Here is a 15,460-nt window from a genome sequence, read left to right as displayed (position 1 = left end):
GACCCGGGCGGTCGGAGGGGGCCCGCCCGGGTCCGTTCTATCCGCTGAATCGGGTGAATCGGCTGAATCCGCTGGATCTCCTTGATCCTCGCTCGGTCCCGGGACCGCCGCCTTGTCCCATGGCGTCTCGGCGGTGGCGGGCGTCGGCGTGCCGCTTCCCGGCACCCATCCGGAGAACTCGCCGGACGGCTGCGGCCCCGGCCGCCCCGCCGTACCCACCGGCTGTCCCGGCCGCGGACGTGGGGTGCCGTCACTCGTTGTAGATCGCTCCGGTGACTCGGAATTCGCGTTCTGGCCAGCCGAAAAGGCCAGGAAGACTCCGGCGCCCGCGGTGCCGAGGACGGCGACCGCACCCGCGACCGCCACCCAGGAACGCCGCTGACCCGCGAAAAGTCGTGAGATGAGGGACAAGGTGTGATTCCTTTGTGATCCTTGTGCGCCGTTTTCGTTACTGGGGTTAGTGTGGTCCAGCACCCTCGGAAACCGTGCTGGTTTCCACCGATACGACCGCAGGGAGTTGTCAACTCATGCAACGGCACGTCCGATCATCGACGGGCCACACCGATCCGCCCGAGCACGACGAGACCGAGAACGCAGAGTCCAGGAACGCGAAGTCCAGGAGGAGGGGAGGGAGCAGGCGCGGCCAGGCCATAGCCGCGGGTGCTCTCGTCGCCGTCCTCGCCGCGGGGGGCGTCGCCTTCGCGGTGTTCAACGACACCGGCGGCGCCGCGCCCAGCGGCGGTGCCACCACCGGCCGGCCCGCGGACCGCGCGGGCGGCGTCGCCGAGCCCGGCGGGCGCGGCGGAGCGGAGGAGGGCGCCGCAGATGACGCGCCCTCCGTGGAGGCCCACTCCGGCCCCGACGCCGACCCCGGCGGCGGCCCGGACGACGCCGCCGATCCCGGCGGCAGCGGCAACGCCGGCCGCGAACCGGAAAAGGACTCGGCAAAGGACCCAGGAAAGGATAAGGACTCCCCGCAGACCCCGCCGAAGAACAACGGCGGACAGGCGGAGGAGGTCGACGACTGGCCCAGCGACGGCCCTCCCGGCCTGATCTCCGGCCGAGGCCCCCAGTAGAGGTCCGTGCGACGGCCTTTTCAGGCTGATCCTTGGTCGTGGTCCGAAGTACGGGTCCGTGCGACGGTCCTTCTGGGCCGGTTCCTGGGCCAGGGTCCGCCGTAAGGGGCTCAGCGCGCCCTTCCGGGCGTCGTGGCGGCCCGCCGTACCGCTTTCCCGAGCCGGTACGGCGGGCCGTACGCTGTCCTGGCCCCCACCGCGCTCCCGGTGGGGCGCGCCGATGTGCCCCCCGCTGATGCCCGGAGGGCCCGCGCCGAATAGGGTCCGGCACATGAGCACTCACTACGACGTGGTAGTCCTGGGCGCGGGGCCCGGCGGATACACCGCCGCGGTGCGAGCCGCGCAGCTCGGCCTTCAGGTGGCGGTCGTCGAGGAGCGGTACTGGGGCGGCATCTGCCTCAACGTGGGATGTATCCCCTCCAAGGCCCTGTTGCGCAACGCGGAGCTCGCGCACATCTTCACCCACGAGGCGAAGACGTTCGGCATGCGCGTCGACGGCACCGTCTCCTTCGACTACGGCGAGGCGTTCACCCGCAGCCGCAAGGTCGCCGACGGCCGTGTCAAGGGCGTCCACTACCTGATGAAGAAGAACGGCATCACCGAGTACGACGGGTGGGGCACGTTCACCGACGCGCACACGCTCCAGGTCGCCCGCACCGACGGCGGCAGCGAGACGGTGACCTTCGACAACTGCATCATCGCCACGGGCACCACGACCAAGCTGCTGCCCGGTACGACGCTGAGCGAGCGGGTGGTGACCTTCGAGGAGCAGATCCTCGCCGACCGGCTGCCCGGCAGCGTCATCATCGCCGGGGCGGGCGCGATCGGTGTGGAGTTCGCGTACGTGCTCAACTCCTACGGCGTCAAGGTGACGATCGTGGAGTTCCTGGACCGCATCGTCCCGCTGGAGGACGCGGAGGTGTCCGCCGAACTCGCCAAGCGCTACCGGCGGCTCGGCATCGAGGTGCTGACCTCCACCAAGGTCGAGTCGATCGACGACTCCGGCGACCAGGTCCAGGTCACCGTCTCACGCAACGGCGAACAGCAGAAGCTCGCCACCGACAAGGTCCTGCAGGCGATCGGGTTCCAGCCCAGGGTCGAGGGCTACGGACTGGAGAACACGGGGGTCGCGCTGACCGAGCGCGGCGCGATCGCGGTGGACGGGCGCGGCCGTACGAACGTGCCGCACATCTTCGCGATCGGCGACGTCACCGCCAAGCTGATGCTGGCGCACGCGGCCGAGGCGATGGGCATCGTGGCGGCCGAGACGATCGGCGGCGCGGAGACGATGGAGATCGACTTCGTGATGGTGCCGCGCGCGACGTACTGCCAGCCGCAGGTGGCCAGCTTCGGCTGGACCGAGGCGCAGGCGCGGGAGCAGGGCTTCGACGTCAAGGTGGTGAAGTTCCCCTTCACCGCCAACGGCAAGGCACCCGGCCTCGGCGACCCCAACGGTTTCGTCAAGGTCATCAGCGACGCCAAGTACGGCGAGATCCTGGGCGCCCACCTCATCGGCCCCGAGGTCACCGAACTCCTCCCGGAACTGACCCTGGCCCAGCAGTGGGACCTGACGGTCCACGAGGTCGGCCGGAACATCCACGCCCACCCCACCCTGGGCGAGGCCGTCAAGGAGGCCGTCCACGGGCTGGCCGGCCACATGATCAACATGTGACCCCGACCGCACCCGCACGACCGTGAGCGGGGGTGACCACCAGTGGCCACCGGCCTTGGTGCGGAGCCCCCTTCTTGCGGATGACCGGCCGGGTCGAGCCCGTTCAAGGGCCGGACGGCTCAAGGAGCCAGGACGAAGTGCCCCCCGCTGCTGTCTCTGATGGCGGTGAAGTGTCTACGGTCAAGGGTGGCTATCTGGCGGGTGCCGAGCCTTTCCGCGATCGCGACCACGGAGGCGTCCACCGCCCCCAGCGGGAAATCGGCATACTTCACTACCAAGGCCTGCATTCGCGCGATGTCGCCGAGTTGCAGCCCCTCCATTGTGAGCTCGCCGTCGGCGACGGCTTCGAGGAAGGCGGCCTCGGCTTCCGGGCCGACGCGCTTTTCCAGCAGCCAGCACACTTCGGTCAGCACGGGGACGGGCACCACAAGGGGGCCGGGGTGTGACTGGAACAGCCTCATGCAACGCGCGTGATCTTCATCTTTCCGGTTCAGCACCGCGTAGAGCGGGCCGGTGTCGCAGATCAGCATGGATCGGAACGGAAACCGTCACGGATGATCTCCTCCGAACGCCGGGCCGTGTCGGGCTCGTCGGAGATGATCCCGGCGAACGAGAAGCGGCGATGCGGAGCGCCCGCGCGAGGCGCGGCGGTTTCCGGCTCGTTCTGCACGAGCTTGAGCACGACCGCGTGGACCTGCCGCGCCTGGTCCGGGGTCAGCCGGTCGACCAGGCGATGGAGGTCGTCGTACTCCTCATGGGCCACGCTCATGCCTCAAGTCTAGTTCGCGAGTCATGATCACTTATGGCGAACACGGTAAGTGATGGTTTGATCGCTTTTGGTTCATGTTCGCTCTGGGGCGGGGATTCTGGTGAGGTCGTGGGCCAGGACGATGTCGCCGGAGAAGGACTTGGCGGCCTCGTCGAGGAGGCGGGGCTCGTCGGCGGGGTCGTAGCGTTCGGAGAAGTGGGTGAGCACCAGGCGGCGGGCGTTGGACTCGGCGGCGATCCGGCCGGCCTGGGCGGCGGTCAGGTGGCCGTACTCCTCGGCGAGGCGGGCCTCGGCGGACAGGTACGTCGATTCGATCACCAGCAGGTCGGCGCCCTCGGCGAGCCGGAAGGCGGCGTCGCACAGCCGGGTGTCCATAACGAAGGCGGCGCTCTGGCCCGGGCGGGGTTCGCTGCACTCCGCGAGGGTGACGGTGGAGCCGTCGGGGGCGGTGACGGTGCCCTCGCGCTGGAGGCGGCCGATGAGGGGGCCCGTCAGGCCGCGGGCGCGCAGGCGGTCGGGGAGCATGCGCCGGCCGTCGGGCTCGTCGAGGCGGTAGCCGTACACGGGAACGGTGTGGGACAGCGGGAGCGCGGTCAGAGTGACCGGGCCCGCGGGGAGAGTGACGGAAGGGCCGGCGAGGGGGCGTTCGGCGATGACGGTGGTGTCGGCGAACAAGGTCGCGTGCCGCAGCCGCCGCCAGTACGCCTCGCCGCTCGCCGGGTAGGCGGCGGTCACCTGGTGGGCGACGCCGTCGCGGGCGATCCGCTGGACGACGCCCGGCACGCCCAGGCAGTGGTCGCCGTGCAGGTGGGTGACGCAGATCCAGGTGATGTCGTGGGCGCTCAGCCCGGCGTGGGACATCTGCCGCTGGGTGCCCTCGCCCGGGTCGAACAGGAAGCCCTCGCCGTCCCAGCGCAGCAGGTAGCCGTTCTGGTTGCGCAGCCGGGTGGGCACCGCGCTGGACGTGCCGAGGACGATCAGTTCGCGAATGGACACGGATTCCATGCTAGGGAGCGGCCGGCCCGTGCCCCGCCCGTGCCCGCCTACGTTGCGGGCACATAGAATCCGGTGGTGGAAAGCGTGGCATTCGGCGCGGTTCCGACCCCGCTCGGGCGGCTCGCCGTCGCCGTCACCGGCGTCGGGCTGGCCGCCCTGGTCTGGGGCGACACATCGGAGCGGCGGGCAGGCGCGGCGCGGCGGCTGGGGCTGCCGATGGCGGACGGCGACCCCGACGGGCGTACGGCGGGCGTGCTCGCCGAGCTGACCCGCTACTTCGCGGGCGAGCTGCGGTCCTTCAGCGTCCCGGTGGACTGGCGGCTGCTCTCGCCGGTCCAGCAGCGGGTGCTCGGCACCTTGCACGGGCGCGTGCCGTACGGCAGGGCGGTGACCTACGGCGAACTGGCCGAGATGAGCGGCGGCGGCGTGCCCGCGCGGGCGATCGGCTCGATCATGGGCGCCAACCCGATCCCGATCGTGGTGCCGTGCCACCGCGTGGTGGCCGGCGACGGGCTCGGCGGTTTCAGCGGCGGGACGGGCGTGGAGTCCAAGCGCTGGCTGCTCACCCTGGAGGGCTACCTGCAGCCGATGCTCGACTGGGAGATGTGAGCCCCCGAGACGAGGGCGGGGCCGTGCCCTCCCGGCACGGCCCCGTCGTCAGCCCATGTCACCCCCACGGGTAGGCGGGCCCGGGGGGTCAGCCTTCCCGGCCGTCGCCGCCCTGGGTCCGCTTGCGGGCCTCTTCGGCGGCGCGGTCTATCTGGTCGTCGTAGCGGCCGCCGGACTTGTCCTTGGCCCACTCCGAGCCCTTGTCCACGATGTCGTCCGCCGGGCCTTCGGCCTGACGCGGGACGTCGTGGGTCTTGCCGCTCTGGCCGCCGAACATCTCCTTGAGCTTCTCCATGATCGACATGATGGATTCCCCCGAATCGATCTATATTTCCCCTCACCCCATGCATACCCAGGCAGTTGACACACTTATCGGCGTGACAGAGCGACCCGTGGTAGCCGTCGTCGGCCCGACAGCGGCAGGAAAGTCTGATTTGGCCGTGGATCTGGCCCTCCGGGTGGGGGGTGAGGTCATCAACGCCGACTCCATGCAGCTTTACCGAGGAATGGACGTCGGAACGGCCAAGCTCTCCCCTGAGGAGATGCGCGGCGTGCCGCACCACCTGCTCGGCGTCTGGGACGTCCGCAAGACGGCCAGCGTGGCGGAGTACCAGGGCCTGGCGCGTACGCTCCTCGACGGCATGCTGGCGCGCGGGGTGACGCCGATCCTGACCGGAGGGTCCGGCCTGTACATCCGGGCCGCGCTGGACGACCTGGAGTTCCCAGGCACCGACCCGGAGGTCCGGGCCGGGCTGGAGGCGGAGCTGGCCGAGGCCGGGCCGCAGGTCCTGTACGACCGGCTGAGCCGCCTCGACCCCGCCGCCGCCGCGGCGATCCTGCCCAGCAACGGCAGGCGCGTCGTACGGGCCCTGGAGGTCATCGAGCTTTCCGGCCGGCCGTTCTCGGCGACCATGCCGTCCTATGACGCGCTCTATCCCAGCGTCCAGATCGGGATCGAGGTTCCCCGCCCGGTGCTGGACGAGCGGATCGCCCTGCGGGTCGAACGGATGTGGCAGGCCGGGCTGGTGGACGAGGTGCGCGAACTCGCCCGCCACGGTCTCGCCCAGGGCCGTACGGCGAGCCGGGCCCTCGGGTACGCGCAGGTGCTCCGGTACCTGGCCGGGGAGTGGACCGAGGAACAGGCCAAGGACGAGACGATCAGGGCCACCCGCAGGTTCGCGCGCCGCCAGGAGTCGTGGTTCCGGCGCGACCCGCGCGTCGTGTGGCTCCGCCACGACTCGCCCGCCCTGCTGGAACGCGCCCTGGACACGCTGGCGGGGGCCGCTCGATAGGCTTGGAGCATGCGGTTTCTCAAGGGGCACGGCACCGAGAACGACTTCGTGATCCTCCCCGACCCGGACGGCGAGCTCGACGTGTCGGCGGCGCTCGTGGCCGCGCTGTGCGCGCGGCGCACCGGGATCGGCGCGGACGGCGTGCTGCGCGTCGTGCGCACCAAGCTGTGCCCCGAGGTCGCCGACCAGGCCGCCCGGGCGGAGTGGTTCATGGACTACCGCAACGCCGACGGCGGCATGGCCGAGATGTGCGGCAACGGCGTACGGGTCTTCGCCCGCTACCTGGTCGACGCCGGCCTCGCCGACCCGGGCGAGCTGGCCGTGGCGACCAGGAGCGGGGTCAAGAAGGTGCGTATCGGCGTCGAGGGCGATGTGTCGGTCGCCATGGGCCCGGCCACCCTGCACGGGGAGAGCACCACCACGGTCGGCGGGCAGGAATACCCCGGGCTGCACATCGACATGGGCAACCCGCACCTGGCCTGCGTGATCGGCGACCCGGTCGTTCAGCTCGACCTGACCCACCAGCCCGGCTTCGACTCCGCGCACTTCCCGGCGGGCGTCAACATCGAGCTGATCAACGCCGTCGGGCCGCGCCGCGTGGTGATGCGCGTCCACGAGCGCGGCTCGGGCGAGACCCGCTCCTGCGGCACGGGGGCGGTGGCCGCCGCGGTGGCCGCCGCCAGGCTCGCCGGGGAGGAGACCGGCACCTGGACGGTCGAGGTGCCCGGCGGCACGCTCAGCGTCGTCCTGGAGGCCGCGACGACCCACCTCCGCGGCCCCGCGGTGATCGTGGCCGCGGGTGAATATCTCACCTGAGCCTCTCGGGCGCGCCGGTGTCGCAGGCGTTTGGGGCATGCCTGCCGACCTGGCAGACTGACTCCCCATGGACGTGGACATCTGGGCCTGGGTCGGCGACACCCAGCGGCAACTTCAAGAAGCCGGCAACGCCGGCCTCGCCATCGCGCTTGGAGATCTCCCCGCGCAGGCGTATGAAGGGCGATATGCCCAGCTTGACGTGGTGGCCCCGGCCGTCGCGGGGCAGGCCGAGGAGCTGGAGCTGCCCTGGCTGGAGTTCTACGCCCGCTACTGGCACCTGGTGGGCCGGATCGGCGACCGGGCCCAGGGCGCGGTCGCGCTCGGCGACGCGGAGGAGCTGCTGGCGTTCGCCCAGCGCGAAGACGTCCGCGACTGCCCGTCGGCGCCGGCCGCCCTCGAGGCCCTGGCCGTGGCCCAGGCCAACGCCGACGGCCCCGGCTATGCCGCCGACCGCCTGCGGCTGCTCAGCGTGGCGCTTTCCGGTGTGGAGCCGGGCGCTCTGTCGTTCTGCGGCCTGACCACCCAGTACGTCCTGGCCCTGCTCGACTCCGGCCGTCCGGGCGAGGCCGTCGCCTACGCCGAGTCCGCGATCGAGCGGCTGCGCGCCGCCGACCACGACGCGAGCTGGGAACTGGCCGCCGCCGCGGCCCGCGCGCTGCTCGCCGCCGACCGCGCGGAAGACGCCCTGGCCGCCCTCGAAGCCGCGTCCGGCCTCAAGCCCGACGACCCGATCAACCGTCCGCACCGCGAGGGCGTGCTGCGCGCGCTGGTGCTCGGCACCCTCGGCCGTACCTCGGAGGCCGTCGAGGCGCTGCCCGACCTCGACGTGGTCGGCGATCACCCGCACTCGTTCGTGGAGTGGTCGCGGGCCGTCCACGTGCTCGCCGGATCGTCGCAGATCGCCAACACCTGGCAGCTCGGGCGGGTGCTGCGGCAGTGGATCGACTACTTCGCGATGATGGGCGGCTACCGGGCCAGGGTCGAGCTGGCCCTGACCGCGGGCGACCTGGCGATCGCCAGGCAGGGCGTCTGGCAGGCCCGCTACCTCGCCGACATCGCCGAAAGCGGCCTGGCCGAGCTGAAGGAGGAGCAGGTGGGCGAGCTGCCCGCCCGCATCGCCAAGCTCCGCCGCGACGCCGACTCGACCGCGCCGCCGGAGGCCCCCGGCCCGCTCGGCGAGCGCGTGGGCATCTTCGACGCCGCCGACGGTTCCAAGGCCGACCCCGAGCGCTGGGTGGAATGGCTGACCCCGCTGGCGGGCGAGGACCTGGAGGGCACCCGCAGGCTCACCACCACGCTGGGCTTCCTCGGTTACCCCGCGCGTGGCGCCGACATCTACTGGACCATGATGGTCGACGGCGAGTCCGCGCCGGGCACTCCTGACGACGAGGACATCGCGATCCTGGCCAACCTGCTGATCGAGGCCCGGCAGGACGAACGCCTCGAGCAGTTCGCCGCCAGGCTTCCCGACCCGCAGCGCCACCTCACCCTCGCCCGGCTGCACCGCGCCCGTGAGCGCTGGGAGGAGACGCTGTCGGAGGCCGAGCAGGCCCTCGCCGCCGGAGCGGGCCTCGACGCCCGCCGCCTGCTGTCCGGCTCGGCCCAGCGGCTCGACCAGAACGCCAAGGGCGCCCAGGCGATCCGCGAGGTCCTCGACTCGCCCGAGCTGGAGGACGAAGACGTCTGGCGGATGATCGTCATGGCGAGCAGCACCGAAGACTGGGAGACCGTCCGCCTGGGCGCGGCCAGGCTGCGCATGCCGGTGGAGGGCGACTCTGGGCCGGTGGAGCAGGAGATGGGCCTGATCCGGGTCATCCTGCCCGCCCCCGACGGCAGCCAGCGCCAGGTCATCAGCGTCCGTACCGGGCCCGCCACCGCCCGGCTGGCCATGCCGCAGCCGCCCGGGATGGAGTTCAACGCGGGCGATGTCGTGGTCTTCGACCCGCAGCTCCTTGAGCCGGTCCCGGACGGGGCGGAGGAGCGCGAGGAGTTCATCCCGCCGTTCGCCGCCGTGCGGATGCTCCGGCCGGGCGGATACACGAGCTGGTTCTTCGACGGGGCGGCGCCGTCCGAGCACGACTGGGCGGAGTTCAACGAGGTCCTCGCGGAGCGGGGCTGGCCGATGTGGGTCTACAGCGACGAGAACTACACGGTCAGCCACCCGACGAGCGGGGAGCGGCTGCCGGGCGTGTTCGGGTGGGTCGCGGTGCCGCCGGATGTGAGCCCGACCGAGGTCGACGCGCTGCTGGACGACGCGACGGAGCGCTGGGTGCACCCGCTGGCCTGGCTCGACCTGGCCCGCGAGGTCGGCATCGAGGTCGAGCGCCACGAGCGCATCGTCAAGGAGTACGGGCTCTGACGTAGGGGGCGGTGCGTGGCGATGCCGGGGCCGGCCCGGCTCTGATCCGGCCCGGTCCGGTGCGGTCCGGTGCGGTCCGGTGCGGTCCGGTGCGGTCCGGTGCGGTCCGGTGCGGTCCGGTGCGGTCCGGTGCGGTCCGGTGCCGTCCGGTGCGGTTCTCGGTACGGCACGCGCCACTCTCGCCGCGGCGCCGTGCCGCGCCGGGCGCCGTGCCCGGCGTTTCGCGGGCGCGCCGCTCGACCGCCGTACCTGGCACCGGCCGAAGGGCCCGCGGTTTCCCGCCGACACCGTGTGGTCAGGGCCTCCCGATTAGACAGGCGTCACCCTGCTCTGCTTGGCTCGTGTCCCATGCGAAACGCCTGGCGTATTCCGGTCGTGCCGAAAGCGGCCCTGGTGACGAGCCTGCTCGTGGCCGGTGGGGCACTCGGCGGATGTTCCGCCCCGGCCGCCGAGCCGCCGCCGCCACGGACCAAGGCGGCCACCTCCGCCCCGGGCACGCCGCGAGCCCAGACCGCGACGCCCGCCGTACCGCAGGTGGAAACGGCGGCGGTGCGGCGCGAACTACGGGCGCTGGAAGCCTCCTTCGACGGCCGGATCGGCGCGTACGCCATTGACACCGCGACCGGAAGAACGGTCGGCCACCGCGCGGGCGAGCGATTCCCGCTCGCGTCCACTTTCAAGGCGGTGGTGGCCGCCGCCGTGCTGCACAAGGCGCGGACATCCGATCCCGGCCTGCTGAAGCGGGTCGTCCGCTGGGCCGCCGCCGAGGTCGAGCCCTATTCGCCGACAACCCAAAAGCACGTGAAGAGCGGGCTGACCATCGGCCGGCTGTGCGAGGCGGCGATCACTCAAAGCGACAACACCGCGGGCAACATTCTGCTCAAGGAGATCGGCGGCCCGGCGGGGCTCACCCGGTATTTCCGCTCGCTCGGCGACGAGGTTTCCCGCTCCGACCGCTGGGAGCCCGAAATGAACCGCTGGAAGCCCGGCGAGAAACGCGACACCACCTCGCCCGCCGCGATGGCGCACGGCTTCCGGCGACTGACCGCCGGTGACGCGCTGAACGCCAAGGACCAAGCGCGCTTCAACGCCTGGCTCCTCGCGAACAAGACCGGCGGCGACCGCATCCGCGCCGGCCTGCCGTCCACCTGGAAGGTGGGCGACAAGACCGGCACCGGCGGAACGTACGGCACCGCGAACGACGTCGCGGTGATCTGGCCGGCCAAAGCCGCCGCGCCTATCGTGATGGCCGTGTACACCAGCAGAAAGGCGGCCGAGGCCGACGCCGAGGAGGAGGTCCTCGCCAAGACCGCCGCCATCCTCGTCCGCGCGCTGGGTGAAAACTGACGAACCGGGAGCCGTCGATGGGCGAAAGAGCCGGTGAAGGAGAACCGATCGCCGACGTACTCGACGGCATGAGCGCCCTGCTGAACGAGACGGGTGAGCCTGGGCTCGCCCGCGAGCCGGCCGGCCTGGCCGCGGCCGTCCGTGTTTCCGGGCCGACGCAGACGAGCGTCAGGCGCTCTTCAGGAAAGATTCTCCGAATGTACGGGGGAATGGGAAGTCTTCAGGACATCGTGCTCCAGAACGCGGCCGGTGTGTTGCCGGAGAACGCGGAATTCGACCGGCTGAGACGAGCGTTGTTCGCCCTCGCGCGAAGCGGGCTGTGCTAACGTCGCGGCGCGAACTCACGACCAGGCGGGGACATGTCCTGGCTACCGGTGATCCAGGTCTCCGCTGACACCTGGCCGGATTCCTGAACGGCGACCTGCTTTACATCGGCACATTCCACGCACCGTCACGCCCCATCGACCCCGAATCACCGATCGCCCTGTTGCCGCTCTTGACGCGCCCGCGCACGGAAGTGCTGGCCGAATCACGTGCCGAAGAGAAGAAGCACGGCCTTCCCGCAGGCCGGTTCACCGAGCGCATTCCCCTGGACGCGCTCCCCGGTGTGGCCCTCGCCGATGGGATGCCCTACTGGCTGCGGGCGGCGCTCGGCTGGGTCGGCGCCCCGCCGTACTCGGCCGAGGTGGCCGGTTGGCTCGCCGACGTACGGGACGCGCCTGGGATGCCGCAGGACATCCGGCACTGGGCGGCAAGACTCATGAACTACCGGGCCAATCCCCTGGAACCCCAATAACATTTGACTCTCATGGAGGAGCCCCCCCTAACACCACCGCCTCTGGGTAGTTGCTATACGTAGCCATTACTGAACCTTGACCTGGGAGCAACGGTGAGGAACCGCAAGAACCGGATGGCCGCGGTGATGGCGCTGGCGGCGGTGGCGTTGGCGGGCTGCGCCGGTGTGGAGGCGCGTGGGGATTTGCCCGACGAGAAGCCGGGCGGTGGGAGCAAGATCGACGTCCAGCAGTCGCAGGACGAGCTGGCCGGGCTCACCGTCAAGGGGCGTGCGCCGATGACCGGGTTCGACCGCGACGAGTTCGGCCCTGCCTGGGCCGATGTCGATCGCAACGGGTGCGACACGAGGAACGACATCCTCAAACGCGACCTGGAGAACGAGACCTTCAAGAAGGGGACGCACGACTGCATCGTGCTGACCGGGACGCTCAAGGACCCCTACGGCGGGAAGACCATAGAGTTCGAGCGCGGGCAGAAGACCAGCATGGAGGTGCAGATCGACCACGTGGTGGCGCTCGCCGACGCCTGGCAGAAGGGCGCGGCCCGCTTGGCCGAGGCCAAGCGGCGCGAGCTTGCCAACGACCCGCTGAACCTCCTCGCCGTGGACGGCCCGCTGAACAGCCAGAAGGGCGCGGGCGACGCGGCGACGTGGCTGCCGCCGCGCCGCGCCTACCGGTGTGACTACGTGGCGCGCCAGATCGACGTGAAGGTCAAGTACGACCTGTGGGTCACCCAGGCGGAGAAGGACGCCATGGCGCGCATCCTTTCCGGCTGCTGACCGATCGAGGCGCGTGCAAGAGGGCAGGCCGTCAGTCGTCGTCGTACTCGCGCTCGAACTTGACGATCTTCCCGTTGTCCAGCGCCACGTGGACCTCGTACTCCCAGCGTCCCTTCTCCAGTTCCACCTGGCACACCTGCCGGCCGTGCTCCCGATCCCGTTCGACATCGGTGACGCGGGCGCTCGGCGCCTTCTTCTTGGCGATCTCGACCGCCCGCTCGCAGGTGCTCTTCCCGTGCGTCGCGGCGGGGGAGGGGGCGGCCTGGGCCGCGCCGCCGGTCAGTCCGACCAGCGCTCCCGCGCCCAGGGCGATGACGAGTCTGCTACGTGTGTTCATGGGCCCCACACTCCCGCCGCCCGCCTTAGAACCGCGCTAGCCGGTCGTTAAGCCGCCCCTAAAGTCGTCATGCCGCCCCTAAAGGGGAATCGCCCTGCGGCAGGGTGACGGTGACCACCGCTCCGCCGTACGGCCCGCGCCCCAGGGTCATGGACCCGCCGGCCGATTCGGCCGACCGCCTGACGATGTCCAGCCCCAGCCCGGTGGACCCGGCTCCGCTGCTGCCCCGGGCCGGCCGACGGGCAGGGAACCCCGGGCCCTCGTCGGCGACCTCGATCACCACGCCGGGGGCCAGTCGTACGGCCAGGGCGGTGCCCTCCGGGGTGTGCGCGAAGACGTTGCCGAGCAGCGCGTCCACGGACGCCACCAGTTCCTCGGCGGCCAGCGGGACCGGCAGCGGCCCGGGGTGCAGGTCCACGGTGACCGGGCGGTCCTGGTCCTCGGCCAGCGCCGACCAGAAGGCGACCCGCTCGGCCACCACCGCCGCCGCGTCGCAGTGCCGCCGCTCGCCTGAACGCCGCCGGGCCTCGTTGATCACGGCGGTGACGGCGCGCTCCAGATCGTCCACACGGGCTCCGATGCGCGCCGCCTCCTCGGGGTTTCGAAGCGCCTCCGCGTCCAGCCTGAGGCCCGTCAGGGGCGTGCGGAGGCGGTGTGAGAGGTCGGCCACCGCCTCCCGCTCCTCGGCGAGCAGGTCGCCGATCCGCCCGGCCAGCCGGTTGAGCGCGAGCGCCGCCGCCCGTGCCTCTGGCGGGCCCTCGGGTACGGCCCGCGCCGACAGGTCGCCCGCCGCGAGCCGGTGGGAGGCGCGCGCGGTGGCGGCCATCGGCCGGATGATCGCCCCGGCCAGCCGGTCGGCGACCGCGATGCCGATCCCGATCAGCGCCAGGCCGAGTGCCAGCATGCCGAGCCACACCTCGCGAACACCCCGGGTGAGGTTCGCGTCGCTCAGGTACGTACGGACCACACTGGTGCCGCCGCCGCCCTGCACGGCGACCAGGATCTCCCGGCCGCCGGGGGCGTCGGCGGCCAGGCTCCTGCCGCGCGCCGCCAACTCGACGGCCGGGGTCCGCCGGGCGGGCGCGCCCACGATGGAGCCGCCCGGCAGGAACACGGTGATCGGATGGCCGGTGGCCTGCGTGGCGCGTTCGACGGTGATGGCCAGCGTGCCGGGGTCCACCGATCCGACCGCCACGGCCACCGACTCGGCCTCGCCGGTCGCCTGTCCCACCGCGCGGTTCTCCGCGGCGGTCCGCACCAGCAGGGCGAGCGGCACGAGCAGGGCGATCAGGACGAGCGAGGTGGTGGCCGCGACCAGCACCGCGAGCCACCTTCTCACACCGGATCTCTCATGCCGGATCGACCAGCTTGACGCCGACCCCGCGCACGGTGTGCAGGTAGCGCGGGTGCTGGGCGGTCTCCTTCAGCTTGCGCCGCAGCCAGGAAAGGTGCACGTCCACGGTCTTGTCCGCGCCGCCGTAGGGGATCTGCCAGACCTGTGTGAGCAGCTCCCGCTTGCCGATCACCTGGCCCTCGCGCGCGGCCAGGTAGTGCAGCAGGTCGAACTCACGCGGGGTGAGATCGAGCGGGTCGCCGCCGAGTGCGGCCTCGCGCGTGCGCGGGTCCAGGCGGAGTTCGCCGACCTGCACGGAGGAGTCGGCCGGGCTCTCGCCGGCCCGGCGCAGCACCGCACGGACGCGGGCGTCGAGCTGGGCGGCGCTGAACGGCTTGACCACATAGTCGTCGGCTCCCGCGTCGAGCGCGCCCACCATGGCCGCGTCCCCGTCGCGGGCGGTGGCCACGATCACCGGGACCCGGCTCACCGCCCTCAGCATGCGCAGCATCTCCACGCCGTCGAGGTCCGGCAGCCCCAGATCCAGCACCACCAGGTCGGGGCGGTCCTCCAGCGCGCCACGCAGGCCGTCCATGGCGGTGGGGGCCGAGGACACGGCGTGCCCGCGATCCCGCAGGCCCCGGGTGAGCGCGGTGCGGATCGTCGCGTCGTCCTCGACGAGCAGGACACTGGCCATCGGCCCACGGTATCGGCACCGCGGCCCGCCGTTGAAGCCGGTGAACGCGGGTTAGGGTCGTCTTAACCTCCGCTTATCACCGCGCGGGGGAGGGTGGCGATGTGGACAGGCGACGACTCGCGCTGGCGGCGGCGGGATGGCTCGGTACCGCCGCGGCGGCCACCGCGGCGGGCGTCGCCCTGATAGGGCTGCTCGGCGGCACGCTGACCGGCCCTGCGGGCGGTCCGCTGTCGGAGCAGCAGGTACGGCAACTGCTCGCCCAGCCCGTCGCCACCCCGCCCGGCGTTCCCTCGGCGCCGGTCGCGCCCGGCCCCACCTCCGGCCCCGGCGCCGACGACCTGATCAGGACCGAAGGCGGCACGCTGGTCGCCCGATGCGCCGGCGGGAAGGCCGCCCTGCGGTCCCTCACCCCGGCCCAGGGCTACGCGGTGGACGACGTGGACGCCGGGCCCGCCACGCGGGCGCGCGCGGAGTTCGAGACCGGCGACACCGAGATCCGGGTCGAGGTCCGCTGCGACGCGAACGGAAGGCCCGTCCACACCATTGGAAACGACACGGAGTGACCGGGTTCATACCAGATTGCG

Annotated in this window: 18 protein-coding genes; 11 read left to right on the top strand and 7 right to left on the bottom strand. The window is 71.8% G+C overall.

All coding sequences use genetic code 11. The features are described 5' to 3' along the window. Window positions 1-527 precede the first annotated feature (527 nt). Both C1I98_RS09040 and lpdA read left to right on the top strand, forming a co-directional pair. Window positions 528-1,076, top strand: a complete 549-nt coding sequence (locus tag C1I98_RS09040) for a hypothetical protein (protein ID WP_146607344.1) — start codon at window positions 528-530, stop codon at window positions 1,074-1,076. Window positions 1,077-1,347: 271 nt separating this feature from the next. After that, window positions 1,348-2,748 carry a dihydrolipoyl dehydrogenase gene (gene lpdA, locus C1I98_RS09035; protein WP_111166624.1) on the top strand — a complete coding sequence of 467 codons (1,401 nt, stop codon included), beginning with the start codon at window positions 1,348-1,350 and terminating at the stop codon, window positions 2,746-2,748. Between the two features lie 119 nt (window positions 2,749-2,867). Here lpdA and C1I98_RS09030 read toward each other — a convergent pair whose 3' ends face one another. From C1I98_RS09030 to C1I98_RS09020, 3 genes are all read right to left on the bottom strand, one after another. Then, complete coding sequence (locus C1I98_RS09030; protein WP_111166623.1) at window positions 2,868-3,278, bottom strand: type II toxin-antitoxin system VapC family toxin; 411 nt, start codon at window positions 3,276-3,278, stop codon at window positions 2,868-2,870. After that, the gene (locus C1I98_RS09025; protein WP_111166622.1) at window positions 3,272-3,517 is read right to left on the bottom strand and encodes a hypothetical protein; all 246 of its coding nucleotides are present in this window, start codon (window positions 3,515-3,517) and stop codon (window positions 3,272-3,274) included. The genes C1I98_RS09030 and C1I98_RS09025 overlap by 7 nt, the downstream gene beginning before the upstream one ends. Before the next feature lie 72 nt (window positions 3,518-3,589). Then, entirely contained in the window at window positions 3,590-4,513 is a 924-nt protein-coding gene (locus tag C1I98_RS09020) for a ribonuclease Z (protein ID WP_111166621.1), read from the bottom strand. Between the two features lie 75 nt (window positions 4,514-4,588). Between C1I98_RS09020 and C1I98_RS09015 the strand changes: the two genes are divergently transcribed. Further along, window positions 4,589-5,122, top strand: coding sequence for a methylated-DNA--[protein]-cysteine S-methyltransferase (locus tag C1I98_RS09015; protein ID WP_233507547.1), 534 nt, complete (start codon window positions 4,589-4,591; stop codon window positions 5,120-5,122). An 88-nt stretch (window positions 5,123-5,210) separates the two neighbouring features. On the opposite strand, the gene C1I98_RS09010 is transcribed toward C1I98_RS09015, so the two are convergent. After that, the gene (locus tag C1I98_RS09010; protein WP_158557975.1) at window positions 5,211-5,417 is read right to left on the bottom strand and encodes an antitoxin; all 207 of its coding nucleotides are present in this window, start codon (window positions 5,415-5,417) and stop codon (window positions 5,211-5,213) included. 49 nt (window positions 5,418-5,466) lie between these two features. Here C1I98_RS09010 and miaA point away from each other — a divergent pair, with 49 nt between their 5' ends. The 7 genes from miaA (at window position 5,467) to C1I98_RS08975 (ending at window position 12,509) form a co-directional block, all read left to right on the top strand. Continuing rightward, window positions 5,467-6,414: a tRNA (adenosine(37)-N6)-dimethylallyltransferase MiaA gene (miaA, locus tag C1I98_RS09005; protein WP_111166618.1), complete on the top strand. Its 948-nt coding sequence runs from the start codon at window positions 5,467-5,469 to the stop codon at window positions 6,412-6,414. 9 nt (window positions 6,415-6,423) lie between these two features. After that, window positions 6,424-7,230, top strand: a complete 807-nt coding sequence (gene dapF / locus C1I98_RS09000) for a diaminopimelate epimerase (RefSeq protein ID WP_111166617.1) — start codon at window positions 6,424-6,426, stop codon at window positions 7,228-7,230. Between the two features lie 67 nt (window positions 7,231-7,297). Beyond that, the gene (locus C1I98_RS08995; protein ID WP_111166616.1) at window positions 7,298-9,589 is read left to right on the top strand and encodes a tetratricopeptide repeat protein; all 2,292 of its coding nucleotides are present in this window, start codon (window positions 7,298-7,300) and stop codon (window positions 9,587-9,589) included. Between the two features lie 375 nt (window positions 9,590-9,964). Beyond that, window positions 9,965-10,936 (top strand): class A beta-lactamase, encoded by a 972-nt coding sequence (bla, locus tag C1I98_RS08990; protein WP_233507545.1) that lies wholly within the window; start codon window positions 9,965-9,967, stop codon window positions 10,934-10,936. Window positions 10,937-11,004: 68 nt separating this feature from the next. Next, a complete protein-coding gene (locus C1I98_RS08985; RefSeq protein WP_111166614.1) occupies window positions 11,005-11,262 on the top strand; it encodes a DUF6966 domain-containing protein in 258 nt (85 codons plus the stop codon). Window positions 11,263-11,423: 161 nt separating this feature from the next. Continuing rightward, window positions 11,424-11,732, top strand: coding sequence for a hypothetical protein (locus C1I98_RS08980; protein WP_146607343.1), 309 nt, complete (start codon window positions 11,424-11,426; stop codon window positions 11,730-11,732). Window positions 11,733-11,825: 93 nt separating this feature from the next. Continuing rightward, complete coding sequence (locus C1I98_RS08975) at window positions 11,826-12,509, top strand: HNH endonuclease family protein (RefSeq protein WP_233507532.1); 684 nt, start codon at window positions 11,826-11,828, stop codon at window positions 12,507-12,509. Window positions 12,510-12,540: 31 nt separating this feature from the next. On the opposite strand, the gene C1I98_RS08970 is transcribed toward C1I98_RS08975, so the two are convergent. The 3 genes from C1I98_RS08970 to C1I98_RS08960 all read right to left on the bottom strand — a co-directional run bounded on the left by C1I98_RS08970 (window position 12,541) and on the right by C1I98_RS08960 (window position 14,876). Beyond that, complete coding sequence (locus C1I98_RS08970) at window positions 12,541-12,846, bottom strand: PepSY domain-containing protein (protein WP_111166611.1); 306 nt, start codon at window positions 12,844-12,846, stop codon at window positions 12,541-12,543. Between the two features lie 67 nt (window positions 12,847-12,913). Further along, window positions 12,914-14,185, bottom strand: coding sequence for a sensor histidine kinase (locus C1I98_RS08965; RefSeq protein ID WP_111166610.1), 1,272 nt, complete (start codon window positions 14,183-14,185; stop codon window positions 12,914-12,916). A gap of 10 nt (window positions 14,186-14,195) precedes the next feature. Further along, window positions 14,196-14,876, bottom strand: a complete 681-nt coding sequence (locus C1I98_RS08960; protein ID WP_111166609.1) for a response regulator transcription factor — start codon at window positions 14,874-14,876, stop codon at window positions 14,196-14,198. Window positions 14,877-14,977: 101 nt separating this feature from the next. Here C1I98_RS08960 and C1I98_RS08955 point away from each other — a divergent pair, with 101 nt between their 5' ends. Then, a complete protein-coding gene (locus tag C1I98_RS08955) occupies window positions 14,978-15,439 on the top strand; it encodes a septum formation initiator (protein WP_111166608.1) in 462 nt (153 codons plus the stop codon). Window positions 15,440-15,460 lie beyond the last annotated feature (21 nt).

The sequence above is a fragment of the Spongiactinospora gelatinilytica genome, from assembly GCF_003236385.1.
In the GTDB taxonomy this organism is placed as follows: Bacteria; Actinomycetota; Actinomycetes; order Streptosporangiales; family Streptosporangiaceae; genus Spongiactinospora; species Spongiactinospora gelatinilytica.
This window is presented reverse-complemented; position numbering and strand designations above follow the sequence as displayed.

Coding starts and splice junctions, on each gene's coding strand:
- C1I98_RS08970 (WP_111166611.1), bottom strand. CDS start 12,846: ATGAACACACGTAGCAGACTCGTCATCGCCCTGGGCGCGGGAGCGCTG.
- C1I98_RS08995 (WP_111166616.1), top strand. CDS start 7,298: ATGGACGTGGACATCTGGGCCTGGGTCGGCGACACCCAGCGGCAACTT.
- miaA (WP_111166618.1), top strand. CDS start 5,467: ATGCATACCCAGGCAGTTGACACACTTATCGGCGTGACAGAGCGACCC.
- C1I98_RS09040 (WP_146607344.1), top strand. CDS start 528: ATGCAACGGCACGTCCGATCATCGACGGGCCACACCGATCCGCCCGAG.
- C1I98_RS08985 (WP_111166614.1), top strand. CDS start 11,005: ATGAGCGCCCTGCTGAACGAGACGGGTGAGCCTGGGCTCGCCCGCGAG.
- C1I98_RS09010 (WP_158557975.1), bottom strand. CDS start 5,417: ATGGAGAAGCTCAAGGAGATGTTCGGCGGCCAGAGCGGCAAGACCCAC.
- C1I98_RS09030 (WP_111166623.1), bottom strand. CDS start 3,278: ATGCTGATCTGCGACACCGGCCCGCTCTACGCGGTGCTGAACCGGAAA.
- dapF (WP_111166617.1), top strand. CDS start 6,424: ATGCGGTTTCTCAAGGGGCACGGCACCGAGAACGACTTCGTGATCCTC.
- lpdA (WP_111166624.1), top strand. CDS start 1,348: ATGAGCACTCACTACGACGTGGTAGTCCTGGGCGCGGGGCCCGGCGGA.
- C1I98_RS08960 (WP_111166609.1), bottom strand. CDS start 14,876: ATGGCCAGTGTCCTGCTCGTCGAGGACGACGCGACGATCCGCACCGCG.
- C1I98_RS09025 (WP_111166622.1), bottom strand. CDS start 3,517: ATGAGCGTGGCCCATGAGGAGTACGACGACCTCCATCGCCTGGTCGAC.